Source organism: Bradyrhizobium sp. WSM1743 (assembly GCF_000473065.1).
Lineage (GTDB): Bacteria > Pseudomonadota > Alphaproteobacteria > Rhizobiales > Xanthobacteraceae > Bradyrhizobium.
On the sequence record NZ_AXAZ01000066.1, the window covers coordinates 15,351 to 40,383 of the forward strand.

A 25,033-nucleotide genomic window follows, 5' to 3' on the forward strand; every position below is an offset into this window, starting at 1 on the left:
CGTCACGCCGCCTCACGAACGTGACCTCCGGCACGCCGCGTGTGGAGAATCGTGCAAGAAACCGACTGGGATCGAGGTAAATCGGACCCGGCCATCTTGGGGACCGACCAACCTCTGATCTATAGTTTGACTGGATCAAGACCGCACCCCGAGGTTGCCGCCGTGAACGACATGCAATGGGCCCCCATCGGCTCCGAACCCTTACCCCCGCCGCTGCCGCCGACGCGGGTGGATTTCACCGGCAATCGCTCCGAGTTCCGCAAGATGGTCACCAAGGGTGCCATGCTGGAGCTCGTCACCTTCGGCTTCTACCGGTTTTGGCTCGTCACCGACATCCGGCGTCATCTGTGGACGCACACCGCGATCGACGGCGACGCCGCCGAATATACCGGCCGCGGCAAGGAGCTTTTGGTCGGCTTTCTGTTCGCGCTTGCGATCCTGGTGCCGATCTATCTGGCCTATTTCCTCATTGGCATCGAGTTCGAGCGCTGGCAGGGCTTTGCCTCGGCGCCAATGTTCCTCGCCTTTTACGCCTTCGGCCAGTTCGCGATCTTTCGCGCGCGGCGCTATCGCCTGACGCGTACGGTCTGGCGCGGTGTGCGCTTCTGGATGGACGGCTCGGGCTGGGCCTATTCGTTCCGCGCCATGGCGTGGGGCTTGCTGGTGTTTCTGACGCTGGGCCTGGCGCTGCCCTGGCGCGAAGCGGCGCTCGAACGCTACAAGATGCAGCACACCCATTACGGCGATCTCGCCGGCGATTTCGAAGGCGACGGCTGGACCTTCTTCAAGCGCGGCTGGTGGCTATGGCTGCTCAGCCCGGTCGCGGTGATCATCTTCCCGCTCGCGCCGTTCTTCTATGCCGAGTTCAAGGCGCGCGAATGGCGCTGGTGGCTGGACGGCATCCGTATCGGCGGCGTCAGCCTGTCCTCGGAGCTGCCGCACAACGCGTTCTACGGCCTGTACTGGAAGGTGATCGGCTGGTGGACGCTGCTCTCGATGATCTTCGGCGCCTATCTCGGTGGCGCTACCGCGCTCGTCGTTCAGTTGAGCGGCCTCTCGGCCGAGCAGCTGTTCGGGCCCGGCAACTCCGCGACGAGCATTCCGATGCTGGTGATCATGGTCATCGGTTACTTCGCGCTTGCCCTTGCCCTCAACATCGTGATGCGAGTCTATCTGCAGCGCGATCTCTGGGCCAAGGTGCTGGAGACCGTCGAGGTGCACAACATCGCCGCCGCCGCGGACGTGCGTGGCCGCGGCGAGCTTGCCAGCGCGCTCGGCGAAGGCTTTGCCGATGGACTCGATGTGGCGGGATTCTGAGCTGTGAGTGATGTTTCCACCGAGGCCCCGGCGCAGGCCACAAAGCCGACCATCTTCTTCGACGGCGTATCCAGCCGCAGGCGGCAGGTGACGCTGACGCTCGGCGATGCGCTCGAGATCATCGAGGAGGGCGGAACGCCCGTGCGCTGGGCCTATGCCGACATCCGCCGCGCCGACAGTCCGGCCGGTCTGTTGCGGCTCGCCTGCACCGCTGCGCCGCCGCTGGCGCGGCTCGAGATCCGCGACGCTGCCCTGGCCTCCGACGTGACCGCTCGCTGCATGCGTCTGGACGAGCACCAGACCTCGCGCCGCGGTATCGCGAAGATCGTCGGCTGGTCGGTCGCCGCCGCAGTCTCTATCGTCTGCGTCGTGCTGTTTGGCGTCCCGCTCGCCGCTGATCGTCTCGCGCCGCTGGTGCCGAAGTCGGTCGAACGGCGCATTGGCGATGCCGCCGAGGTGCAGGTGAAGACCATCTTCGGTCGCAGCGTCTGCGAAGGCCCCGCGGGCAAGGCTGCGTTCACCAAGCTCGTCAACCGCCTGCGCGATGCCGCCGGCCTCGACGACGATTCCATGACCGCCGGCGTGCTGTCGACCACGGTACCGAATGCGTTCGCGCTGCCGGGCGGCAAGGTGTTCGTGCTCAAGGGCCTGCTCGACAAGGCAGAAAGCCCTGACGAGCTCGCCGGCATCCTCGCCCATGAGCTTGGCCATCTCAAGCATCACGACAACATGCGCGGCCTGATCTACAACGGCGGCACCTCGTTCCTGATCGGCCTGTTGTTCGGCGACGTCACCGGCTCATCCGCCGTGATTTTCGCTTCGCGCAGCCTGGTCGAGGCCTCCTATTCGCGCGAGGCCGAGACCGCTGCGGATACGTTTGCGATCGAGATCATGCATGCGCTCGGCCGCTCGCCGAAGCCTGCGGCCGAACTGATGTTCCGCATCACCGGCAAGGAAGGCGGCTCTGGTCTGACAAATATCCTCGCCAGCCATCCGCTGACCGAGGACCGCCTCGCCCGCATGACGAGGGAAGACCGTCCCGCCAGCGGCCCGCCGCTGCTGACCGACAAGGAGTGGCAGGCGCTGAAGCTGATCTGCGGGAGCGGGAAGATTTAGCTACCGCGTCCCGTAAGCGCGGTCGCCGGCGTCGCCGAGGCCCGGAAGGATGAACCCGTTCTCGTCGAGGCCGTCATCGACCGCGGCGGTCCAAATCGGCACGTCCGGATGCAATCCGCGCAGCCGCTCGAGTCCTTCGGGCGCCGCGATCAGGCAGGCGAGGCGGATGTCCCTGGCGCCGCGCTCCTTCAGCCGGTCGATGGCAGCGACGGCCGTGTTGGCGGTCGCGACCACAGGCGTCACCACGATCGCGAGACGCTCGCCGAGATCTGACGGCGATTTGAAGAAATACTCGACCGCGGCAAAGCTGTGAGGCTCGCGGTAGAGACCGATATGCGCGACCCGCGCGGTCGGCACCAGATCCATCATGCCGTCGACGAAGGTGGTGCCGGCGCGCAGCACCGGCACGAACACCAGCTTCTTGCCGGCGATCTTGGCCGAGTGCATCGTCGACAGCGGCGTCTCGATGACGGTGTCGGTGAGCGGCAGATCGCGCGTCACCTCGTAGCACAAGAGCATGCCGATCTCCTTGATCAGCTCTCGAAACGACTTGGTCGAGATGGACTTGTCCCGCACCAGCGTCAGCTTGTGCTGCACCAGTGGATGATCGACGATCGTGACGCCTTCCATGATCGGTTGCTCTTCTTCTTCCCTTCTCCCCTGGTGGGAGAAGGTGGCGCAAAGCGCCGGATGAGGGGTATCTCTCCGCGAATTCCAACGTGAGAGAATCCCCGCGGAGGCAGACCCCTCACCCGTCTCAATCGCGCTTTGCGCGATTGATCCACCCTCTCCCACAAGGGGAGAGGGTTAGAAAACCGTGCCGTCGCTGATCACCTTGAGCGGCGGTGATCCATCGGGACGGCGTGCGAAGGCAATGGTCCGGCCCGCGGCCCAGGTGCCTCCTTCCAAAACGCTGGCGAGCGGTAATGTCTCGGACGTGCGGCCGAGCTTGGCGCGAACCAGTTCGGCAAGACGATCCAGCAGCGCAACCGTCAGCGCGCGCCACTCCACGACGAGCAGCGAGTCCACCGCATGCGCGCGATCGGCGTCGGCAGCATCGCGCAGGCGCAGCACCTCGTGATCGACGAACAGGCCGCCATTGCGGTACTCGGCAAGGCCCGTCAGTCCGTCAATGTCGGTGACTGCAAATCCGGCGCGCTGCAGCGGCTCGATCAGCGAATAGCTCAGCCATTGCGACAGCTTGTGCAGGGGCACGAGGCCTGCGGTCGCGTCATCCGCTTTGATGACAGGATGGCGCCAGCAATCGCCGAGCGGAATGCCCGCAAGCTCGAGCCGCGACGGCCAGATCGGACCGAGCTGGTTCAGCACCGCCGACAGAATCGCGGGCGCGGCAATAGCGCTGCCCACCGCCTGCGCCGCGATGTGATCGAACAGGCCGCCCGGCCGCGGCGTGTCGTGCAGTCCGAACACGTCCGCACGCTCTGCCACCAGCGTACCCAGACGACGCAGCAGATCGGTGCGCCCCTCGAGACCGAGCAACGGATTGGCATCGGTCACTTGGAAAGCGGATATGAGTGAGGCGAGGGGCAGTTCTGCGAGCACCTCCGCGTCGGCCCGGAACGGCGTCCGCGCATCGCGCGAAAAGAGTCCGCCCGCGAACATGTCGAGGCTGGCGATGGCAAGCCCCTCGGAGCGGCTGATGTCTTGTCCCGTCGCCGCGTCGCGATAGCGCCACGCCGTACCCGCGCCGGCATCGAGCAGCACGCTCACAATGGCGAGATCGAACTCGGAGCGCGCCCGCGTCGCGCGATCTGGCCAGGACGCAGCATCGGCAAGCTGCGCCCAGCGGTCGACGCCGCCGAGCACGAAATGCCGCCAGCGCGCGTGGAACGGAATGTGCAGCGTCGGATAGGCCTCGCGCGTCACCGCAAGCACGGCCTCGGCAACGCCATCCATGCGGCCGAGATCGATCGTGAAATGGCTGAGCTCGCCGGCAAGGCCAAGCTCAAGCATCTGCCCGGCGCGCGCGCGAACCGCCTTTGCGGTGAGCAGCGAACGCGCCTGCAGTTCCAAAGCGTCCGTCATCGCGATCAGTATTTTTCCAGCGAACGCCCGACCACGCCGTTCACGTCCTTCTCCGGCGCGATGTCGGTGGAGTAATAGCCGGCGGCCTTCTTCGCGGCGATCTCGACATAGGCGTCGGCTGGAATCAACTCCGGCGGGATCGGCACCCGCTCGACGATGTCGATTCCTTGCGAGGTCAGCGCGTCGTATTTCATGTCGCTCATCGACAGGAACCGGTCGATGCGCTTGAGGCCCAGCCAGTGGATGGTATCCGGCATCAATTGCTGGAAGCGCGCGTCCTGGACGCCCGCGACGCATTCGGTGCGCTCGAAATAGGCGGCGGCGGCGTCGCCGTCCTCCTGGCGCTTGCGTGCGTTGTAGACCAGGAATTTCGTGACCTCGCCGAGCGCGCGGCCCTCTTTCCGATTGTAGACGACAAGCCCGAGCCCGCCCTCCTGCGCGCCGCGCGCGGATTCCTCGATGCCGTGGATCAGGTACGGCCGGCAGGTGCAGATGTCGGAGCCGAACACGTCGGAGCCGTTGCACTCGTCATGCACGCGGCAGGTGATCTTGGTGCGATGGTCCGGCAGCTTTGTCACGTCACCGAACAAATAGACGGTGGTGCCGCCGATCGGGGGCAGGAACACTTTCATGTCCGAACGCGTGACGAGCTCGGGGAACATGCCGGCAGTCTGCTCGAACAGCGTGCGCCGCAGCTCGGTCTCGCCGGTGCCGAAGCGCGCCGCAAGGCCCGGCAGATACCACACCGGATCGATCGCGATCTTCACCACCGAGACGCTGCCATTGGCGTGCACGACCTCGCCGTCGGCGCGCAGCCGCTTTGCCGCGAGCGCCTCGCGGATCTCCGGCAGGTCCAGCCGCGCCCGCGTCACCGCGATGCTGGGGCGGATGTCGGCGCCCTCGGCGATCTCCTGGCGGAAATTTTCGGCGACCAGATGCCCCCAGGGATCGAGCGCGACGATTTTCGTGGGATCGCGCCACTGCTCAAACGGGCCGATGGTCGCGGCAGGGAAGGTGTTGGTGAGGTCGGGCCTGCGAATCGGATCGAGCGCGCCGGCGGACACCGCGAGCGCGCGATACATCGCATAGGAGCCGCCATGGCTGCCGATCACGTTGCGATCCCCGGCGCGCGACACCGTGCCGATGACCGGCCCTCGGGCGCGCGCGTCCGCGGCGCCCCAGTGGATCGGAAAGGCGGCCTTCCTGCCCGGCTCCGGATGGGAGGTCAGGCGGATGTGGTCGGTACGGTTGGCACGGCTCATGTCCAGGCTCCCAAAAAGCCAACGGCCCGCCGCTCGGACGGGCCTGGCTCGCTGGCGTTGCCGGGGCGGACCACCGGCGACGCAAGCTCAATCCAACATATTGTAGCGGTCGGCGACGACAGACAAGTTAATCGTGCCGGGCGGGCAGGGCCGTTTGCGACCAAATTCCCGTCAGCAACGGGCCTGCAGAGTCCGCCTTCAGTGCCGGGCGATTGCGTTGGCCGGGCTCGCCGATCTGCCGGCGCGATCGCCCTAAAGGGTTGAAATATTTCTATATTTCATCTTTTCAAGAGGCTGTGCATCGTTTCGCTCGGCCAGCGTCGAATCCCGGACTAAACGTGTCATCGGCCCAATCGCAGATCGTCCTTGTCTTGGAGACCCCAATGCCCACCGCAAGCTACATCGACCCCCGCAATGGACAGCTCTATTCCCTTGACCAGCCGCGCTGGTGCTCGGACGAGCGCACGCCGCTGCTGGTGACGCCCGGTGCCGGCATCTCGCGCGAGGATATCGATAGAAGCACGCGGTCGCTCTGGCGCTACCGGGCGGCACTGCCGGTCGAGATCGCAAGGCCGATCACGCTCGGCGAAGGCTGCACCCCGCTGGTCCAGCAGGACTGGGGCGATCTGCGTCCGCTGTTCAAGCTCGAATGGTTCAACCCGACCGGCAGTTTCAAGGACCGCGGCTCGGCGGTGATGCTGTCCTTGCTGCGGCAGATCGGCATCTCAGCCATTCTGGAGGATTCGTCCGGCAATGGCGGCTCGTCGATGGCGGGGTTGGGTGCGGCCGGCGGCATGCGCGTGAAGATCCTGGCGCCCGCCTCGACGTCGCCGGCCAAGATCGCGCAGGTCCGCGCCTACGGCGCGACAGTGCAACTCGTCGAAGGGCCGCGCGAGGAGTCGGAAGCCGAGGCCATCCGCCAGTCGAGCCAGACCTTCTATGCCAGCCACAACTGGCAGCCGTTCTTCCTCGAAGGCACCAAGTCGCTTGCCTATGAAATCTGGGAAGACCTCGGCTTCCGCGCGCCTGACAACGTCATCGTTCCCGTCGGCGCCGGCAGCAGCCTCTTGGGCTGTGCCTTCGGCTTCCGCGAGCTCCTGAAAGCCGGGCAGATCGCAAAGCTGCCGCGCCTGTTCGCGGCGCAGCCGCTCAATTGCTCGCCGATCGATGCGAGCTTCAAGGCCGGTGTCGATACACCCGTCGCGCGCGAGGTGCACAAGACCATCGCTGAAGGCACCGCGATCAAGAATCCCCTGCGCCTGCGCGAGATCATCGGCGCGCTTCGCGAGGGCGGCGGCGGCACGATTGCGCTCGCCGAAGATGAGATCGTAGCCGCCCTGCGCCGTCTTGCGCGGCAAGGCCTGTTCGCCGAGCCGACCAGCGCCAGCGCGGCCGCGGCCCTGGACAAGCTCGCGGCGGCTGGCGCCGTCAAGGCGAACGAGACCACGGTCGCTGTTCTCACTGGTACGGGGCTCAAGGCCGCGACCACCGTCGCCGATCTCGTGCAATAGGGCGGGCGGAGAGGTGCTGGCTTTTCCTTCTCCCCTTGTGGGAGAAGGTGGCGCAAAGCGCCGGATGAGGGGTTCTATCCGCGAATTCAGTCGAGAGTGAGTCTGCGGAGACAACCCCTCACCCGTCTCGCCGCTACGCGGCGAGCCACCCTCTCCCACAAGGGGAGAGGGAAGAGCACCTCACTCCTTCAAATCATTCACCCGCTTCACCCAGGCGCGCACGTCCTTGAGCACGGCGGGCAGAATCGCCTTGACCTCCGCGACGGTCATGCCGGCCTTGATGCGCGGATCGTACAGGAGATTGAGGATGTACTGGTCGTAGACGTCGAAATAGCCCATCGAGACGTTGTCGTTGAACATGGTCCAGGGCACGCTCGCAGTGTCGTTGATCGGCCCGAGCGATTGCAGGAGCTCCTCGTAGGCGCAGTCGAGGAAGACGAAATCGCCGTTGTCCACGGTGAGGATGACGTCGGAATGCTCGATCTCGAAATTGTCGTTCTTGCGGAAGCCGGACAGGCATTGCGGGTCGAGCGAGGAGCGGATCTCGCGCGCCTTCTCCGCGCCGTAGAAGCTCGAGATGGTGCGGAAGAGATCACGGTCGCGCACCAGCTTCACCCGCACATTCGCAGCTTCATTGGTGTCGATCATGGCGATGTCGAGATGCTGCACCCGGTGGGCGATGTCGGCCACGACTTTGGCGAGCTGCGTCTTGCGGTCGGCGCGGTCGCTCTCGGCGTACACGCGCACCGGCCCTTCGAACTTGCGGATGCGGTCGACGCGCCCGGCCAGGTGATATTCGGCGCCGAATGCCGTCTTCAGGAAGCCTTCGGTGATTTCGCTGTCGGTAAAACTCTTCTTCTCGGCGCGCTGGCGCGAGGAGATCGCGGGCAGCTCGCCCGCGGCAGCGATGGGTGCGGCGTCAGGCAGACATGTGAGCACTGCGAGCGCAAGCAGAGTGATGCGAAGGACAGGCGAGGGCGGGACAAATGCGCTCATCGTCCTGCGACGCTGCCGCATTCGCGCCGCGCGCACAAGTCTGCAAATTCACGCGCCCTGCGGGTTCCCGTAGTGCCTCTCGCTCTGCTCAACCTCTCCCGCTTGCGGGAGAGGTCGCCGCGTAGCGGCGGGNGNGGGTTCTTTCCTCTAGGGGATTGTCCCGTTGCGGAGAGACCCTCTCCCCAACCCTCTCTCGCAAGCGGGAGAGGGAGCGCACCTCGTGCGTGGGGGCAACTGCGCTTCAGTTGTTCAGAACCACCACCGTGGTACCGACGGCGACGCGGCCATAGAGGTCGGTGACGTCGTCATTGGTCATGCGGAAGCAGCCCGAGGAGACCGCCTGGCCGATCGTCTCCGGCTCGTTGGAGCCGTGGATGCGGTACAGCGTCGAGCCCAGATACATCGCGCGCGCCCCGAGCGGATTGTCGACGCCGCCCTTCATGTGGCGCGGCAGGTCCGGCCGGCGCGCCAGCATCTGCGATGGCGGCGTCCAGTCCGGCCATTCCTTCTTGGCGGTGATCCTGTGCACCCCGCCCCAGCGGAAGCCGTCGCGGCCGACGCCGATGCCGTAGCGCAGCGCCTGGCCGTTCGGGAGCACCAGGTAGAGCCGGCGCTCGCCGGTGTTCACCACGATCGTGCCGGGCGCATAGTTGCCGTTGTAGATGACGGTGGTGCGGGGAACGGGATTGGCGCCGGAACGGAAGAAGTTCGGGCCGCCGCCCATGATATCGCGCGAGTCGAACTCTTCGGCGAACGCGCCGCCCGCCATGGCCGACAGCAGTGCGATGGCGGCAATCGGCGCGGCAAAAAACCGGATCATTGTCTCCCCCAGCAACAAATCGATTCAATGAACGCCACAGGCCATATTTGCAGGGATTCCGCAAGCCACGGGCCCGTGAGGGAGGTCATCATCGGCAATCGGCGTTACCAAATCGGCAACCACGATTTGCCGAAAAGCATTAGCCAAACCGGCGCATGCTCGCGCGGGGCAGGGCAGCGATGGCGGCTATTGCTTTGACGGAACGCGCGAACAATGATTGATCGGACGGATATCTGGACAATGGCGGTCGTGGGAGCCTTTGGATGAGCCTTGGGATGAACCTTGGGATGAACGGTGCGGAAAGCCTGGTGCGGACGATGGTCAAGGGCGGGGTGGACGTCTGCTTCACCAACCCGGGCACCTCCGAGATGCATTTTGTCGCAGCGCTCGACCGCGTGCCCGGCATGCGCTGCGTGCTTGGCCTGTTCGAAGGCGTGGTGACGGGCGCGGCCGACGGCTATTTCCGAATGAAGGGCACGCCGGCCTCGACCCTGCTGCATCTCGGGCCCGGCCTCGCCAACGGCCTTGCCAATCTGCACAATGCCAAGAAGGCGAATTCCGGCATCGTCAACATCGTCGGCCAGCACGCCGTCTACCACATCGGCTACAACGCGCCGCTGACCTCGGACATCGAGGGCCTGGCGCGGCCAATGTCGTCCTGGGTCCGCACCTCGCCGGATGCCAAATCGGTCGCCGCCGACGGTGCCGCAGCGATTGCCGCCGCCAAAAGCGCGCCGCCGCAGATCGCGACCCTGATCCTGCCCGCCGACACCGCCTGGAACGAGGCCGACGGCATCGCCGACGTTCCGGCCGAGCAGCAGCGCGCGAGCTATTCGCCGCAGGCGGTCGAGCAGGCCGCAAGAATCCTGCATGGCGACGGCGAAGGCACGCTGCTTCTGATGACCGGCAGCGCCTTGAGCGAGCAGGGCCTGGCGCTGGCCGAGCGCATCGCCGGCAAGACCGGCTGCACGGTGATGGGGCCGACCTTCCGCCCGAAGATGGCGCGCGGCCGCGGCCGTTTCTCGATCGACCGCATCCACTACGTCATCGACCAGGCGCTGCCGATGCTGGCGAAATTCCGTCACATCGTGCTGGTCGAGTCCGACGATCCCGTGGCGTTCTTCGCCTATCCGAACAAGCCGAGCATGCTCAAGCCCCAGGGCTGTGAGGTGCATCGCATGACCGCCTGGGGCGAGAATTCGGTCGCGGCGCTGGAAGCGCTCGCCGGCGCCGTGAAGGCCAGCGCCAAGGACGTCAAGCCGCAGGCCTTGCAGGAGCTGGTCAAGCCGACCGGCGCGCTCAGCTTCGCCTCGATCGCGCAGGCCATCGCCTGTGCGATCCCCGAGAACGCGATCATGGTCGACGAATCCCTGACCACCGGCCGCGGCTTCTTCCCGCCGACCGCGGCGGCCGCGCCGCACGACTGGCTCCAGAACATGGGCGGCTCGATCGGCTTCTCGACGCCGCTCTCGATCGGCGCGGCGATCGCCTGTCCGGACCGCAAGGTGATCACCATGGTCGGTGACGGCAGCGCGATGTACACCATCCAGTCGCTGTGGACGCAGGCGCGCGAGAACCTCGACATCGTCACCATCGTGTTCGCCAACCGCATCTACCAGATCCTGCGCGGCGAGTTCGACAATGTCGGCGCCGGCGAGCCCGGTCAGCGCGCCAACGACATGCTCCGGCTCGACCGTCCGACGCTCGATTTCGTGGCGCTGGCCAAGGGCATGGGCGTTCCCGGCCGCGCCGTCACCAATGCCGACGAGTTCAACAAGGCGCTGGCCGAAGCCGTCGCCGAGCCCGGCCCGCGGCTGATCGAAGTTCAGATGTAAGGCGTCGACAGACAGAGCGCCGTGAGCCCGGAGGCACGATGCAGACCGAGCTGAACAAGGTGATCGCGGCGCTCCGGGACTTCTACGCCCACGAAGCATTCCTGTTCGAGAAGGACGTCGGCGAGCGGGCGGTGACGCACCGCTTCGCCGTGCATCTGGAAAAGCAGTTTTCGGGCTGGTCAGTCGACTGCAACTACGACCGGCTCGGCGAGCGCACGCTGCACCTGCCGCACGGCACCATCATCTCGACCGACGATCATCTCGGCAAGTCGATCTACCCCGATGTCGTCGTGCATCAGCGCGAGATCCCGAACAACCTGCTCGCCGTCGAGATCCGCAAGGCGAGCAATCACACGCCGCTCGATCATGATCAGCACAAGCTGCGGGCGCTGACTGACGTGCATGTCTGGTTTCCCTATTGGATCGGCGTGCTGCTGGTGCTGGACAAGCATCATGTGACGACGTCGGAGGTCTATGTCTCTGGCCTCGTCGATGAGGCGCTGTCGCGCTGGTTCGCGACGCGGCTGGAAGAGACCGGCCTCGGAGCTCGCGGATAGAGGAAGCGGCGTGCGTGGTCACGCACGCCGCCTTTCTCGTCAGTAATAGTAAGGCTGCGAGTAGGCGTAGCGCGGGTTGATGCCGCAATAGGCCGAGGTGCCGGAGGCGGTGGCGGCACATTGCTGATAGCTGGCGAACTGGCAGTTGCCGGGATAGCCCCAGCTGCGGCCTTGCAGGCAATATCTGTCGTTTGCGGCCTGGGCCGGCGCGGCCGACAATGACGCGGCGATCAAGGTTGCGAACGATGCAAGCGTGAGGATGGTGCGACGCATTTCAGTCTCCTTTCGAGCGTGGGGTGGAACGGCCATGCCTTGCCGTTCCCCGTGGCCTGTCTGACGCACGGTCATGCAGTGTTGGTGTCGGCATGGCGCGATGCGTTCGAGATGAGGCACATCATGACGCAGGCCATGGTTCGCAATGTGATCTCCACCACAGTTCTGGTGTGGCATCGGACCTATCGTTGACAGACTTGCACGCGTCGATGCCGGAGGCCTAGGCTGGCCTCATTCGGATCAGGCAATCTTGGAGGTTCTGATGCAGAAATCATATTTGCTGGCCGCGACGGCAGCGCTGGTGCTCATGACGCAAATGCCGCTTGCTCTGGCACAGGGCTCACCGGCCGCAGGGGGAACCACCACGCCTCCCGCGACAACCGCTGCGCCGGCTGCGACGACGACAGCGCCAAGCGCGACCACCGATACTTCCAGCCAGCCGACCGACACCAAGAAGAGCGCGTCGAAGAAGCCGGCAAAGAAGAAGATGACCCGGCGGCAGGAGATCGATCATTCGATCGACACCGGCACCGTGCCTGCGCGTTACCGCAGCTCAGTGCCGAAGCAGTATCAGCAGTATATTCCGTTCGACAAGAAGTAGCGGATCGCACGGCGGCGCGCCGTTCGAATGTCGTGCCGCCGGTGCCATCGAGAGGTGGATACGGTCTTAATGATACGGTCTTGGCCGGGCGCCTTCCGGCCCCACATCCGCGGTGGCGGTCTGCGAGAGCAGTGCTAGAGTAGGGCGAAGCCGGGGGGAATGATGAGTGACGAGGTGAAGGATGCTGGCCTTGTGGCCATGATCAGCAGCATCCTGGGAGGCAACAAACGCGCGGACAGTATTGCACCGCCGCCGCTCGCGGAGGTTCCGCCGATTGTGCCGGCGGATGCGGTGGAGCCGACATCCAGCTCCGATCCGGCAGCGGCCAAAGCCGAGAACGCGCCCGATGCCGCGCCGGCTGCCACGAAACCGGTCGAGCCGCCTGCGCAAATCGCGACCACGCGGGACGGCAAGCGAGTGCTGCCAGCGGAGGCGATCGCCGATCTCGTGCTCGGCGAGCTGCGCAAACTGGAAAACTTCCCGAGCTCTGGCGTCTCGGTCACGGTCTATGGTTACCGGCACTGGAACGCCATGCTCACCTTTGCGCCGTTCTCGACCAGTTTCCAGAACGCAACCCGGTTCCGCCAGGCCGTGCCGGACCTCGTCTTCAAGCTCCGCCGTTTCGTCGAACTTGAGATATAGTCTCGGGCATAGGCGCCGCACGGCGTCGCCATCGAAACAGCTCGACAGGATATTCAATTGAGCGTCGCCTTCACCAAGGAAGAGAGCGCCGAAACCGCGTCCGAGACGCTGTTGCCGGACCGCCCCATCTCGCCGCATCCAAACCTCGTGACGGAGGCAGGCTTCAAGGCGTTGCAGACGCAGCTTGCCGCAGCGCGCGGGGCCTATGAAGCCGCACAAGCCATCGAGGACGTCAACGAGAAACGCCGGCAGTCGGCGGTGCCCCTGCGCGATGTCCGCTATCTCACCGAACGCTTACGCACCGCGCAGGTGATGCCCGATCCGACCTCGGCCGAAATCGTCGCCTTCGGCAGCACCGTGACCTTCAGCCGCACTGATGGCCGCGTGCAGACCTACCGCATCGTCGGTGAGGACGAGGCTGATCCGAAAGCGGGATCGATCTCGTTCGTCTCGCCGGTCGCGAGGTCGCTGATGGGAAAGGCGGTCGGCGACGTCGTGGGCTCAGGCGCGCAGGAGATCGAGATTCTGTCGATTGCGTAGGAGCGCAAGGTCAGGCGACGATCGCGTGGCAAAGGGCGCTATCGACAGAAGCACTCTCATTCGCCTAAAGCATGGTCCGGAACAGCGCGAGGCCCTCGTCTCCGCCAAACAAAGCTCGATGGTTGGATGAGACGGTTTCTATCGGGAGCGTTGCCGTTCTACGTGCTGGCTGGACTGGCCATGTGCATGTATCTGGTTCTGTACAGGACGAGCCTCCTCGACTTGAACGCGATCGTCCACGGCGCGACCGGATCGGCATGGTTTCCGGCTTTCATGTTCGTCTGCGTGCTGCTGGAGGCGGTCTTCCCGTATTTCGGCTACTTTCCCGGAACCGCCCTGATCTTGATGTCCGTGGCGCTCAGTCCGAAGGCCGCGGATGGGTCAGTCTTCATCGTGGCGTGGCTCGCCATCATCCTGGGCGCCGTTCTAAGCTACGGACAGGCTCGTTTCTTCAGGCCGTTCCTGCAGCGGGTGGCGTCGAAAGCGGCCCTGCGCCGATGCGAGTCCTTGTTTGACGCCTATGGTCCCTATGCGCGCATTGCCTTGTTCGTTCATCCCAACGCCTGCGCGATGTATTTCACGGCGCTCGGACTTCTCGGCCGCAATCTGACGCGAGAGCTCGCTTATCTCTGCGTGGGTGCAGCGGCCGCTGTGGGCATTCTGTTCGTCATCGTGACCAGGCTTGTCTCGTCCGTGGGCCCCACCGACGACGGCGAATTGCAGGTGCTGCTGGCAGCCGCGCTGGTCGCCATCGGGACCCTGGTCGGTCTCTACACCGCCTGGCGCCCGCAGGCGGCCGCCTGAAGCTTGCTCCGTCATTGCGAGCGCAGCGAAGCAATCCAGAGTGTGTCCGCGGAGGCAGACTGGATTGCTTCGCTGCAATGACGACGAATCATCGCGCTTTACACCTCCGGCAGCTCCACGCCCGTCAGCTCGCTTAACTTGCCGATGAGCTGGTCCTGAAATTTCGGATCGGTCGCCTCACGGGCCGGCTGCTCCTGCTGGAGATGATGCCAGTAGCGCCCGCTCACCAGGCCAGAGGAATCCTCGCTCACCGCCAGCCAGGTTTGCGTCCGTTGTCCGGTGTCGATATCGACCGGAGCGCCCGCGCCACCCATCTTCGTGCGCACCCAACCGGGATCGACGGCGTTGCTCAGGACCTTGGGCCAGCGTCGTGCCAACGCGAAAGCGAGCGCGACGACATGCAGCTTGCTCTCGGCATAGGCCTTGGCCGAGTCCCAGGCCCGCTTCCTCCAATCAATATCGTCGAGCGATCCCTCTCCGTCGCGGTGCAGTCCGCTGCTGAGATACAGCAATCGGCCGGGCCGCTCGATCAGGGCGGTCAGCATGTACGGCGCAAGCGTGTTGATGGCCAGGGTTTCGGCATGACCCTCCGGCGTCGCACCACGGCTCGGCCGCGTGTAGACGCCGGCATTGTGGATGACCGCATCCATGCGCCCGATCGCGTTGACCTGATCCGCGATGCTCCTCGTCTCTGCGGCACTTCTGAGATCGCCGACCACCAACCCCGCGGCACGCGATGTGAGTCCGCCAAGCGCTGCGGCGCGATCCGCCGAACGCGCGTGCAGCACCACGCGGTGACCTTGATCGAGGAGTGATTGCGCCGCCGCCCGGCCGAGACCGTCGGTGCTGCCGGTGATGAATATGGTCGCCATGCGCTGCTCCCTAATGCACGATCCGGAAAAGCGCGCAGCGGTTTTCCGGAGGGATCATGCTCAAACAATAACCAACGCGCGATGATAATTCATCCCAATCCATCGCGCTTTGACCGGTTCCTCCGTCGAATGCTCATTTTGCCTTTGCACCAAGGGCGATGGCGTCGGTACGGATCAGCTTCAGTGACTTCACCATTATTTCGGTCGTCGCCTTGTATCGCTTGAAATGCTCGGATTCGAGGTGCAGCCTATAAGCATCGATGTCGCGATAGATTTCGAAAACTCTCACCCGGCTAGGATCGTTCTTGTCGGACACGGCATACAGCACCAGAACGCCAGGCTCGACCCGGACAGCGGTTTCGATGTGTTCCTTGACTGCTGCCTTGTAGGCGTCGATTTGCAGAGGATCGATTTCGATCTCCGCGATCTGGATGTACTGGTCCTGCTTTTCCTGACCGAACGCAGATCCTCCCACAGCTGAGGCCAGCATCGATGCACCAATAATGAAAAGCTGCTTCGAGTTCATGGTCTTCTCACCTAATCTGCGTATCACCTGCGGTAGTGTTCATCGCTGACCTTCTCCAGCCAATCCACGTTCTTGCCGCCGGAGGACTCCTGGATTGCGATGTGGGTCATCGCCGTCGTCGGCGAAGCGCCATGCCAGTGCTTCAGTCCGGGCGGGAACCAGACGACGTCGCCGGGACGGACTTCCTCCACTGGGCCACCCTCGCGCTGAACCCAGCCGAGTCCTGCCGTGATGATCAGCGTCTGCCCGAGCGGATGCGTGTGCCAGGCGGTGCGAGCGCCGGGCTCGAACGTGACCTGGCCGGCGCCGACCCGGGTCGGATCCGGTGCCTGGAACAGCGGGTCGATGCGGACGCTTCCGGTGAACCAATCTTGGGAGCCCTTCTGCGAGGGCCGAGATCCGTTTCTCTTGATGTCGATCTCCATTTGAGTCTCCTTTGCTTCAGCCGCGAGCGCCTGCACCCGCTGAATTCCGAGAGTGGCGACCGCGCTGCCGGCAATGAGGACGCCCCGTCGTGTGATCACGGCATCTCTCCAGGTCAGCGCGGCCGCTTCTCGATGACGTCCTTTACCACTGGCGCCGCGGAGAATGCGTTCGGCCAGCCGGCATAGAACGCGAGATGGCCGGGCACCTCGCCGGCCTCATCCCGGGTCAGTCCGTTGTCCATGGCGCGGTTCAAATGGTAGGTGATCTGCGCGACCTGACCCGTCGCGATCAGAGCGCTCACGGTGACCAGGCTGCGGTCGCGCGGCGCAAGCGCCGGTCTGAGCCAGAGATCCCGGAACAGCACGTCGGTCGTGTACTGGACCAGGCTCGGCGTGATTTGCCCGAACTGCTCTCCGACGCGGGTCGCCCGCTGCTTCTCCGCGGCCTCGTCGAGCGGCAGCTGTGGCCCCGAGGCCGGCGGGAGCTGATCCGCTCCGACGTTGCGACTCCTGAACACCTCCCTCGCCGCCGGGATCGCATCCATCGCATTCGCCCAGCCGGTGTAGAAGGCGAGGTGCGTGATGATCTCCGATATCTCCGACGGCTTCACGCCGTGGTCGAGTGCAAGTGCCAAGTAGTACGGCAGCTCGACGGTTTGATCGCGCGCGATCAGTGCGGCGACGGTGACGATGCTGCGGTCCCGGCGCGAAAGCCCCGCTCGTTTCCACAGATCGCCGGCGACGAACTTTTGCGCATAGCCTTCGAGGGCTGGAGCGACGGCGCGGACGTCTTCGGGCTTTAGCATGGCATTTGCTCCTTCGATGGACGGCTGTCCAGCGGCGGCTGCGCCGGCGAACAGACAGAATGAAAACAGGGTCGCCGCGAGCATTCTCATGGTGGGGATCCTTCCAAGGTTGTGGGGGGCGCCATCAGCCACAGCGCCGCCAGCGCGGCTCCGAGCACGGTCACGGCGCTCGCGAGAAACGCCACGTTCAGTCGCGCGCCGCCGGCGATCAATCCGAGCGCAGGGCTCGCTAGCCCTTGCGCGAGATCCAAGAACGCCGTGTAGGCGCCCATGGCGAGGCCGCGGTTTTGGGCCGGAACGCGTCGCACCGCTTCGACGCCGAAGCCCGGATAGACCAGCGAAAAGCCGAAGCCGGTGAGCGCGGCCCCGGCAAGCGCCGTCTCGGGCCGGCTGGCGAGCCAGATCAGCACCTGGCCGGCGGCCTCGATCACCGCGCAGACGAGCGCGACCTTCGCGCCGCCGAGTAGATCGGCCACATGACTGAAGAACACCCGGGCCAGAATGAACGCGACGGCGTAGACGGTATAGGCCAGCCATCCGTTGCCCCATCCGCGGTTCGCGAACAACAGCGCGGCGAACGTGATGACCGCGCCGAAGCCGACGCTGCCGAGCGCCGCGCCCAAGCCCGGCACCCAGACGGCGCCGAGCACCTCGGCGAATGAGGTGCGGGCCTGGTGGTGGAGGGGAGGGACCGCGGGGAGCCGGACGACAAGCAGCAGCGTCAGCAGCGGCGCGACAGCGGTGGCGATCGCGATCGCAGCGAAACCGTAGGCGGCGTAGAGTGCGGATCCTGCGGGCGCGCCGATCGCGAAGGCCGCAAACATCGCCGAGCCAATCCAGGCGATGACCTTGCCGGTGCTGCGAGCATCGGCGAGCGCCAGCCCCCAGCTCACGGCAGCCGTGATGATGGAGCTCTCGGCCGCGCCGAGCAGCCCGCGGCCGAGCAGCAGGACGCAGACCGACGCAAGCGGAGTGTCGGCGAAGGGGAGAGACGCCAGATAAAGCACCCCGGAGGCCGCGGCAGCGAGCAGACCGACGACCACGCCGCGCTTCGCCCCGCTTCGATCCGAGAAGTCGCCGGCCCATGGTCGCGAAACCAGCGAAGCGGCGAACTGGCTGCCGGCGACCAGGCCGACCACGAAGGTGCCCAGGCCCAATCCGTCGTGGACGTGAAGGGGAAGCACCGGCATCGCGACGCCGATCACCAGGAAGGCAACGAACACCACCGCCATGATCGGCAGCAACGTCGCCGTGGCGCGCAGCGGTGCGACAGGCTGCATGGCTGTAACCGGCATGCTGATCCAGAGCTCCCTGGGGCTGCTCCGAACCTAAGATCTTCGCCGATCCTTGATTAGGTGATAGATTTCGAATGCGGTCATTAGTTGGGCTTATGAATGAATCGAGAGGACGCCAGCGATCTCCTCGCTTTCCTCGCAGTGGCGAGGGAGCGCAGCTTCACGCGCGCCGCGGCAAAGCTCGGCATGACGCAATCCGCGCTCAGTCAGATCATCCGGAATCTGGAGGAGCGGCTCGGCGTGCGATTGTTGAACCGGACGACGCGGAGCGTCACGCCGACCCAGGCCGGAGAGCGGCTGTTCCTCAGCGTGGGCCCCAAGTTCACCGAGATGGATGCCGATCTCGCCGCGCTCAGCGAATTGCGCGAGAAGCCCGCCGGAACCATCCGGCTGACGGCGACGGAGTTTGCCGCCGCCGAGATCCTGCTGCCGGCGCTCAGGAAAATTCTGCCCAAGTACCCGGACATCCATGTCGAGGTGATCATCGACTATGGTCTCACCAACATCGTGGCTCAACAGGTTGATGCCGGCATCCGTCCGGGCGAGCTCGTCGCCAAGGACATGATCGCCGTGCGCGTCAGCCCGGACCTCCGGATGGCCGTGGTCGGCTCGCCCTCATACTTCGCCGACCGCAAGCGGCCGAAGACGCCGCAGGATCTGACCCACCACAATTGCCTCAATCTCCGTCTGCCGACGCATGGCGGTAGTCTCTATGCCTGGGAGTTCGAAAAGAACGGGCGGGAGCTCAATGTGCGCGTGGAGGGCCAGCTCGTCTTCAACAGCGCGGGTCTTCTGCTGGATGGTGCGTTGAAGGGTCTGGGCCTCGCCTACCTGACGGAGGGACATGTGCAGCCCTATCTGTCCGAAGGCCGTCTGGTCCGCGTGCTTTCGGATTGGTGCCCGCCATTCTCGGGATACCATCTCTACTATCCCTGCCGGCGCCAGCCTTCACCGGCCTTCTCGCTGCTCGTCGAGGCGCTCCGCTACCGCGGCAAGTAGGATGTCTTTTGCCTCCAGCACAAATGGCATGTCCCAGGGACGGAGCTCGCCGCTCCGGTAGATCGCGGAGGCGAAATGACGCGTAGTCGATTGAAAATCAACCAACGATACGTCTGGCCGGAAGCACCTGATGGTGGAATAATCCCCGACGCTTTCTTGATTGGATTTTGACGTCGGCTGCGAACCGGCTGGCGACGTGGATTTTCATCATGGCCGCGCTTCCTCAGGACGTTGTGGCGGACTTGCAGCAGGAGAACGCGCGGCTCCTGGCCGAATTGCGCGCCGCACAAGATCGCGAAACCGCCACCGCGGACATTCTCAAGATCATTGCCAGCTCGCCATCGGAGGTGAAACCGGTATTCGATGCAATTGCGAGGCGCGCCAATGCCTTGCTCGGCGGCTTTTCGACGACCGTATTCCGCTTCGTCGACGGCACCGCCCAGTTGGCGGCGTTCACGCCGACGAATTCTGCCGCCGATGAAGCACTGAAGAAGATGTTTCCGCGGCCGATTGCCGATTTCGAGAGTTTTGCAAGGACACAGGCCGGTAAGGTGGTGCCGACCCCCGATACCGAAGCGCTGACAAACGACATCAAGTTCATCGCGCGTGCCCGCGGCTTTCGCAGCATGTTGTTCGTTCCGCTCGCGGCCGGTGGCGTGGTAATCGGCATGATCAGCGTCACGCGAGCCGAGCCGGGTGCCTTCGCACCGCATCATGTGCAACTTCTGCAGACCTTCGCCGACCAGGCAGTCATCGCCATAGAGAACGTCCGGCTGTTCGATGAGGTGCAAGCACGTACTGACGACTTGCGGGAATCGCTGCAGCAGCAGACCGCGACCGCCGATGTGTTGAAGGTCATCAGCCGCTCCGCATTTGATCTGCAAATGGTTCTCGACACGCTGACGGAATCGGCGGCGTGGCTGTGTGGCGCCGATATGGCGGCAATCGTCCGGCAGGCTACCGACGGCGCCTACTATCACGCAACTCGGTACAATTTCTCGCCCGAGTGGGCCAAAGTCTCGGCGGGCATTCGACTCAATGCTGGACGCGGCAGCGTCGTTGGGCGCGTCCTGCTGTGCGGCAAGGCTGTCCAGATCCAGGATGTGCTGGTCGATCCCGAATACGCCTATCCCGAGCAGCAGAGGGCCGGCGGTTACCGCACCCTCCTGGGCGTACCTTTGCTTCGATCCGGAGAAACGATCGGCGTGCTGTTCCTGGGCCGCAAGACCGTGAACTCGTTTACGGACAAGCAGATCGACTTGGTCTCCACCTTCGCCGATCAGGCCGTGATCGCGATTGAGAATGTCCGGTTGTTCGATGAGGTCCAAGCGAAGACGCGCGATCTCGCCGAATCGCTCCAGCAGCAAACCGCGACTGCCGATGTGCTGAAGGTGATCAGTCGCTCGACCTTCGATCTGCAAACCGTACTCAATACGCTGGTCGATTCGGTGGCACGGCTGTGCGAAGCGGAGATGGCATTCATCATGCGCCGCGAGGGCGATGAGTATCAGGCCGGAGCAGCGGTAGGGTTTTCCGAGGAATACATCGAGTTTCTGCAGGCTCACCCGATTACCCCCGGGCGGAGCACGGTCACAGGTCGGGCCATACTTGAGCGCCGTCCTGTGCAGATCCTCGACGTCGCTGCAGATCCCGAATACGACCTGCACGAGTCCATCACCATGGCTGGCCAGCGCACGGCGCTTGGTGTTCCCCTCCTCCGCGAGAATGAGCCGATCGGCGCGATCGTGATTGCCCGCAAGCGCGTGCAGCCTTTCACGGAAAAGCAGATCGAGTTGGTCGCCACGTTTGCCGATCAGGCCGTGATCGCCATCGAGAATGTCCGGCTCTTCGAACAATTGCAGACCAGGACTCGAGATCTGTCCGAGGCGCTGATGTACCAGACCGGCAGCGCCAATATCTTGCGGGTTATTGCTTCCTCGCCGACTGAGGTCGGTCCGGTGCTCAAGGCGATCGTGGAAAGCGCATGCGGGCTTTGCGAGGCATATGATGCATTGGTGGTTCTGAGGGATGGCGACGACCTCGTCATCCAGGCACACCATGGACGAGTTCCGGTGGTGTGGAGCCGGCGGGCGATCAGCGTCAAATCGCCCACCGGCCGGGCGATTATCGATCGTCGCACCGTTCATGTGCATGACCTGCTCGGGCCCGAAGGGGAGGAGTTCCCGACAGGACGCGAATATGCGCTTCGCTCCAACGTTCGGACCGTTCTGAGCGTGCCGCTGTTGCGCGATGGCGAGAGCATGGGGGCGATCGTGCTTCGTCGCACGGAGGTTCGTCCATTTGGCGAGAAGCAGATCACCCTGCTGCAGACTTTTGCAGATCAAGCTGTCATCGCCATCGGTAACGTGCGTCTGTTCGAACAATTGAATGAATCGTTGGAGCGGCAGACGGCAACGTCGGAGGTGCTGGAAATTATAAGCGCCTCGTCGGGCGCATTGACTCCGGTCTTCCACAAGATGCTGGAGAATGCGACACGAATTTGCGGTGCCGGCTTCGGCACCATGAATCTCTACGAGGATGGCGGCTTTCGCACGGTCGCATTGCACAACGCGCCACAAGCTTATGTCGATACCCGGCTATACCAGAGCATTCGCCCACATCCGGCAAGCGGGCTCGGCACCGTCGAGAAAACTCATCAGACGGTTCATATCGACGATATCAGGACTCAGCCGCCCTACGTCGAGGGCAACGCGAACGTTCGCGCGCTTGCCGACCTTGCCGGCGCAAGGACCGTCGTCATCGTGCCCATGCTCAAGGAAGATGAGCTGATTGGCACCATCACGATCTTCCGCCAGGAAGTTAAACCCTTCACAGACAAGCAGATCGAGCTCGTATCCAACTTCGCACACCAGGGCGTGATCGCGATCGAGAATGCGCGCCTGCTGAATGAGCTGCGCGAGCGCACCATGGAACTGTCGCAATCGCTCGAGGAATTGCGAAATGCGCAGGACCGGTTGATTCAGACCGAGAAGCTTGCCTCGCTCGGGCAACTCACCGCCGGCATTGCGCATGAGATCAAGAACCCGCTCAATTTCGTCAACAATTTTGCTGCGCTTTCCTCCGAACTGATCGACGAGCTCGGCGACGGGCTGCGCTCAGCCGGGCTCGGCGAGGCAGCAAGGCAGGACATCGATGCGCTGATACACATGCTACAAGGCAACCTGGAAAAGATCGTGCAGCACGGAACGCGCGCCGATTCCATTGTCAAGAATATGCTTCTGCACTCTCGCGAAGGGTCTGGCGAGCGTCGCGCGGCCGATATCAACGCCATTCTCGAGGAAAGTCTCAACCTTGCTTATCACGGAGCGCGCGCTGAAAAGCCCGGATTCAATATCACGCTTGAAAGGAATCTCGATCCGTCTGCGGGGGCGCTCGAGCTGTATCCGCAGGAAATCACGCGGGTGTTCCTCAATCTCGTTTCAAATGGCTTCTACGCGGCTAGCAAGCAAAAGGACGCCGCCGGCGACGGCTTCGAGCCAAGGCTGCGTGCGACAACCACAAACCTCGGCGGCGCCGTCGAGATCCGGATTCGCGACAACGGCGCCGGCATCCCGGCCGGCGTGAGAGAGAGAATATTCAATCCATTCTTCACAACCAAGCCCGCAGGCGAAGGAACCGGCCTTGGCCTTTCAATCTGCCACGACATCATTGTGAAGCAGCACGGCGGCAGCATCGAGGTCGATACCGAGCCTGGCGATTACACGGAGTTCATCATTACACTGCCGCGTACGCTGGCGGCACCATTGCAGAACGGAGGCCGAAGTTGAGCGTCTATATAATGGTGGTCGACGACGAGCCCGATGTCGAGGCGCTATTCCGCCAGCAGTTTCGGCGCGATCTGCGCGCCGGTCGTTTTCTCATGGAGTTCGTATCGTCGGCACGCGTGGCCTTGCAGCGTGCGGGCGAGATCGAGGATGCCACCCTGATTCTGATCCTGTCCGACATCAACATGCCCGGAATGAGCGGGCTGGAGATGCTGCCTATCGTGCGCTCGGCCCGCCCCGATGTACCGGTCATCATGATCACGGCCTACGGTGACGCCGAGACCAGGCGCAAGGCGCTGGCGAACGGCGCAGCCGACCTATTGACCAAACCAATCGACTTCGTGGCGCTGCGCCAGGAGATCGATACGAGGCTTGAGCAGGTCGCATGACTGCACAACCATTGTCGATGACAAACCGGAACGGCTCGCAAGGTGAAGTCATCGTAGGCGCTATCCCAAGTGAAACTAGGCATCGTGCATCAATGTTCACCGAAAACACCGGGGGTTCAAAATGAAAACGCTCTTGGTCCCGTTTCAAAATATTCCGATGATGACATCCACGCTCGATGTCGCCGTAGGCCTCGCGCAACGTTTCGGCGCCTATATCGAAGGCTTTCCGCTCCGGATCGGCATCCCTCAATATGTAGCCGCGGAATTGGCCACCGGCGTTCTCTTGGATTCGTATCAAGTCAAGAGCGAAACCGAATTGAACGACATGCGCAACTTTTTCGAAGCATTCATGCTGAAGCACGATATTCCTCGGGCCACTGCGGGGTCGAATAGACCATGCTTCGGCTGGCTGGAGACCGCGCCTGAGGGTGAAGACTTTGTCGGAAGTTATGGGCGCGCTTTCGATCTGATCGTGATGGCACGGTCTGACATTGATGCTGCGGGCCCTCACCGTCGCGCGATTGAATCCGCGCTGTTTGAGAGCGGCAGGCCCGTCCTACTGACGCCATTGCATGCACCAAGAAGCATCGCGACAAACATCATGATCCACTGGAACGGTAGTACCGAGCAAGCTCGGGCGAACGCATTTGCCATGCCGTTGCTTCGTCTGGCCGAAAGGGTATCGGTCCTCACCGTTGTTGGCGGCCAAGCGGTACCAGGACCATCTGCCGATCAGATCGTCCGCCAACTGCGGTACAATGACATTGCAGTCAGTTTGCTCAGCGTTGAGCTAGAGGGGCGCGAAACTGGTGAGGCGGTCCTCGATGCCGCCAGAGCACACGGTTGCGATCTCTTGATCAAGGGAGCCTTCACCCGCACCCGGCTACGGCAAATGATATTCGGCGGGGCGACCAGCTATATCATGGAGCATGCGGATCTGCCCGTTCTTATGGCGCACTAGCGCATGATGAGAAGAGGCTTGATCGCTGCAACGGCAGAGGTGCACTCCTTTCCTGCAAGCGGGAACGAGGCGCGACGATCGATTGAGCCTAAAGCCATTCCGCACAAGCCAAGCGGTTGCTCAACCCCCGTCGCCGTGCGCAGCTCCTGTCCAAGTACGCACTCCACGACGCTCGCGGATCATTTCCGATATTCGGTCCCTCGAACCAAAGTCATCGCGCGTAACACTTACTCCTAAGCTGTGTTCCGCAACAGGAGGTCCGTGCGGCGACAGCCCTAATCTGGAGGCATTTGTGAGCAAGGTCAAAACTCCCCAGGACAAGAAGCGCCTGAGCTACGAACACGACCGGCGCAACACGTATGGAGAAAATCACAAGAGCAGCCGGAAGAACATTCCGCGCAGCAAGCGGCTCTCGCATCAGGACGAGCGCCGCGCCGTGCGCCAGGCTCTGATCCCAGCGCAAGGCGATGTTCCGGACGAAGTCGCCGACGAAGCGCATTCGCAAGTCTTGCGCACAGGCCGAATCAAGAAGCTCAGGGCATTCCGCAAGTCGCCGGATCGTCCGCTCGGCGAAGTCGTCGCGGGCCGGCTGCGTCGGCGGAAGCGAGAACAGATCGAAGGATAGGTAGAGACGTGCCTGTGCTCGCAGGCTTTG

At 63.8% G+C, this 25,033-nt stretch carries 25 protein-coding genes; 14 read left to right on the forward strand and 11 right to left on the reverse strand.

Translation table 11 applies throughout. The features are described from left to right. Positions 1 to 162 precede the first annotated feature (162 nt). Both YU9_RS0130140 and YU9_RS0130145 read left to right on the forward strand, forming a co-directional pair. Positions 163 to 1,317 carry a YjgN family protein gene (locus YU9_RS0130140; protein ID WP_036018520.1) on the forward strand — a complete coding sequence of 385 codons (1,155 nt, stop codon included), beginning with the start codon at positions 163 to 165 and terminating at the stop codon, positions 1,315 to 1,317. Between the two features lie 3 nt (positions 1,318 to 1,320). Continuing rightward, on the forward strand, positions 1,321 to 2,433 hold the full coding sequence (locus YU9_RS0130145; RefSeq protein WP_027576131.1) for a M48 family metallopeptidase: 1,113 nt from the start codon (positions 1,321 to 1,323) through the stop codon (positions 2,431 to 2,433). Here YU9_RS0130145 and upp read toward each other — a convergent pair whose 3' ends face one another. From upp to YU9_RS0130160, 3 genes are all read right to left on the reverse strand, one after another. Continuing rightward, positions 2,434 to 3,063: a uracil phosphoribosyltransferase gene (upp, locus tag YU9_RS0130150; protein ID WP_027576132.1), complete on the reverse strand. Its 630-nt coding sequence runs from the start codon at positions 3,061 to 3,063 to the stop codon at positions 2,434 to 2,436. Positions 3,064 to 3,240: 177 nt separating this feature from the next. Further along, the gene (locus YU9_RS0130155) at positions 3,241 to 4,479 is read right to left on the reverse strand and encodes a URC4/urg3 family protein (RefSeq protein ID WP_027576133.1); all 1,239 of its coding nucleotides are present in this window, start codon (positions 4,477 to 4,479) and stop codon (positions 3,241 to 3,243) included. A 5-nt stretch (positions 4,480 to 4,484) separates the two neighbouring features. After that, positions 4,485 to 5,741 carry a GTP cyclohydrolase II gene (locus tag YU9_RS0130160; RefSeq protein ID WP_027576134.1) on the reverse strand — a complete coding sequence of 419 codons (1,257 nt, stop codon included), beginning with the start codon at positions 5,739 to 5,741 and terminating at the stop codon, positions 4,485 to 4,487. 383 nt (positions 5,742 to 6,124) lie between these two features. Here YU9_RS0130160 and YU9_RS0130165 point away from each other — a divergent pair, with 383 nt between their 5' ends. Continuing rightward, positions 6,125 to 7,252 (forward strand): pyridoxal-phosphate dependent enzyme, encoded by a 1,128-nt coding sequence (locus tag YU9_RS0130165; RefSeq protein ID WP_027576135.1) that lies wholly within the window; start codon positions 6,125 to 6,127, stop codon positions 7,250 to 7,252. A 180-nt stretch (positions 7,253 to 7,432) separates the two neighbouring features. Here the strand turns inward: YU9_RS0130165 and YU9_RS0130170 are convergent, their stop codons facing one another. Both YU9_RS0130170 and YU9_RS0130175 read right to left on the reverse strand, forming a co-directional pair. Further along, positions 7,433 to 8,248, reverse strand: a complete 816-nt coding sequence (locus YU9_RS0130170; protein ID WP_027576136.1) for a DUF2927 domain-containing protein — start codon at positions 8,246 to 8,248, stop codon at positions 7,433 to 7,435. Positions 8,249 to 8,489: 241 nt separating this feature from the next. Next, positions 8,490 to 9,068 carry a L,D-transpeptidase gene (locus tag YU9_RS0130175; RefSeq protein WP_027576137.1) on the reverse strand — a complete coding sequence of 193 codons (579 nt, stop codon included), beginning with the start codon at positions 9,066 to 9,068 and terminating at the stop codon, positions 8,490 to 8,492. A 287-nt stretch (positions 9,069 to 9,355) separates the two neighbouring features. Here YU9_RS0130175 and YU9_RS0130180 point away from each other — a divergent pair, with 287 nt between their 5' ends. Together YU9_RS0130180 and YU9_RS0130185 are read left to right on the forward strand one after the other, a co-directional pair. Then, positions 9,356 to 10,903, forward strand: coding sequence for an acetolactate synthase large subunit (locus YU9_RS0130180; protein ID WP_027576138.1), 1,548 nt, complete (start codon positions 9,356 to 9,358; stop codon positions 10,901 to 10,903). A gap of 38 nt (positions 10,904 to 10,941) precedes the next feature. After that, positions 10,942 to 11,460 (forward strand): hypothetical protein, encoded by a 519-nt coding sequence (locus YU9_RS0130185; RefSeq protein ID WP_027576139.1) that lies wholly within the window; start codon positions 10,942 to 10,944, stop codon positions 11,458 to 11,460. A gap of 39 nt (positions 11,461 to 11,499) precedes the next feature. Here the strand turns inward: YU9_RS0130185 and YU9_RS0130190 are convergent, their stop codons facing one another. Then, a complete protein-coding gene (locus YU9_RS0130190; RefSeq protein ID WP_027576140.1) occupies positions 11,500 to 11,733 on the reverse strand; it encodes a DUF3551 domain-containing protein in 234 nt (77 codons plus the stop codon). A gap of 262 nt (positions 11,734 to 11,995) precedes the next feature. On the opposite strand from YU9_RS0130190, the gene YU9_RS0130200 reads away from it, so the two are divergent. From YU9_RS0130200 to YU9_RS0130215, 4 genes are all read left to right on the forward strand, one after another. Next, positions 11,996 to 12,334 carry a hypothetical protein gene (locus tag YU9_RS0130200; RefSeq protein ID WP_027576141.1) on the forward strand — a complete coding sequence of 113 codons (339 nt, stop codon included), beginning with the start codon at positions 11,996 to 11,998 and terminating at the stop codon, positions 12,332 to 12,334. Between the two features lie 162 nt (positions 12,335 to 12,496). After that, complete coding sequence (locus YU9_RS0130205) at positions 12,497 to 12,976, forward strand: hypothetical protein (protein ID WP_027576142.1); 480 nt, start codon at positions 12,497 to 12,499, stop codon at positions 12,974 to 12,976. 57 nt (positions 12,977 to 13,033) lie between these two features. Then, positions 13,034 to 13,516: a transcription elongation factor GreA gene (greA, locus tag YU9_RS0130210; protein ID WP_027576143.1), complete on the forward strand. Its 483-nt coding sequence runs from the start codon at positions 13,034 to 13,036 to the stop codon at positions 13,514 to 13,516. Between the two features lie 126 nt (positions 13,517 to 13,642). Then, a complete protein-coding gene (locus YU9_RS0130215) occupies positions 13,643 to 14,320 on the forward strand; it encodes a membrane protein (protein ID WP_027576144.1) in 678 nt (225 codons plus the stop codon). A 98-nt stretch (positions 14,321 to 14,418) separates the two neighbouring features. Here YU9_RS0130215 and YU9_RS0130220 read toward each other — a convergent pair whose 3' ends face one another. From YU9_RS0130220 to YU9_RS0130240, 5 genes are all read right to left on the reverse strand, one after another. Then, entirely contained in the window at positions 14,419 to 15,192 is a 774-nt protein-coding gene (locus YU9_RS0130220) for an SDR family NAD(P)-dependent oxidoreductase (protein ID WP_027576145.1), read from the reverse strand. Between the two features lie 133 nt (positions 15,193 to 15,325). Beyond that, on the reverse strand, positions 15,326 to 15,718 hold the full coding sequence (locus YU9_RS0130225) for a putative quinol monooxygenase (protein ID WP_027576146.1): 393 nt from the start codon (positions 15,716 to 15,718) through the stop codon (positions 15,326 to 15,328). Between the two features lie 23 nt (positions 15,719 to 15,741). Next, positions 15,742 to 16,137 carry a cupin domain-containing protein gene (locus YU9_RS0130230; protein WP_198028322.1) on the reverse strand — a complete coding sequence of 132 codons (396 nt, stop codon included), beginning with the start codon at positions 16,135 to 16,137 and terminating at the stop codon, positions 15,742 to 15,744. A gap of 119 nt (positions 16,138 to 16,256) precedes the next feature. Then, complete coding sequence (locus YU9_RS0130235; protein WP_027576148.1) at positions 16,257 to 17,039, reverse strand: carboxymuconolactone decarboxylase family protein; 783 nt, start codon at positions 17,037 to 17,039, stop codon at positions 16,257 to 16,259. Next, entirely contained in the window at positions 17,036 to 18,244 is a 1,209-nt protein-coding gene (locus tag YU9_RS0130240; RefSeq protein ID WP_027576149.1) for an arabinose transporter, read from the reverse strand. The genes YU9_RS0130235 and YU9_RS0130240 overlap by 4 nt, the downstream gene beginning before the upstream one ends. A gap of 99 nt (positions 18,245 to 18,343) precedes the next feature. Here YU9_RS0130240 and YU9_RS0130245 point away from each other — a divergent pair, with 99 nt between their 5' ends. The 5 genes from YU9_RS0130245 to YU9_RS0130265 all read left to right on the forward strand — a co-directional run bounded on the left by YU9_RS0130245 (position 18,344) and on the right by YU9_RS0130265 (position 25,003). Continuing rightward, the gene (locus tag YU9_RS0130245; protein WP_027576150.1) at positions 18,344 to 19,243 is read left to right on the forward strand and encodes a LysR family transcriptional regulator; all 900 of its coding nucleotides are present in this window, start codon (positions 18,344 to 18,346) and stop codon (positions 19,241 to 19,243) included. Positions 19,244 to 19,452: 209 nt separating this feature from the next. Further along, positions 19,453 to 23,031, forward strand: coding sequence for a GAF domain-containing protein (locus YU9_RS0130250; protein WP_245266584.1), 3,579 nt, complete (start codon positions 19,453 to 19,455; stop codon positions 23,029 to 23,031). Then, complete coding sequence (locus YU9_RS0130255; protein ID WP_027576152.1) at positions 23,028 to 23,417, forward strand: response regulator; 390 nt, start codon at positions 23,028 to 23,030, stop codon at positions 23,415 to 23,417. Before YU9_RS0130250 ends, YU9_RS0130255 begins: the two co-directional genes overlap by 4 nt. A 121-nt stretch (positions 23,418 to 23,538) precedes the next feature. Further along, positions 23,539 to 24,378, forward strand: a complete 840-nt coding sequence (locus tag YU9_RS0130260) for a universal stress protein (RefSeq protein WP_027576153.1) — start codon at positions 23,539 to 23,541, stop codon at positions 24,376 to 24,378. A 292-nt stretch (positions 24,379 to 24,670) separates the two neighbouring features. Then, positions 24,671 to 25,003, forward strand: a complete 333-nt coding sequence (locus tag YU9_RS0130265; RefSeq protein WP_027576154.1) for a hypothetical protein — start codon at positions 24,671 to 24,673, stop codon at positions 25,001 to 25,003. Positions 25,004 to 25,033 lie beyond the last annotated feature (30 nt).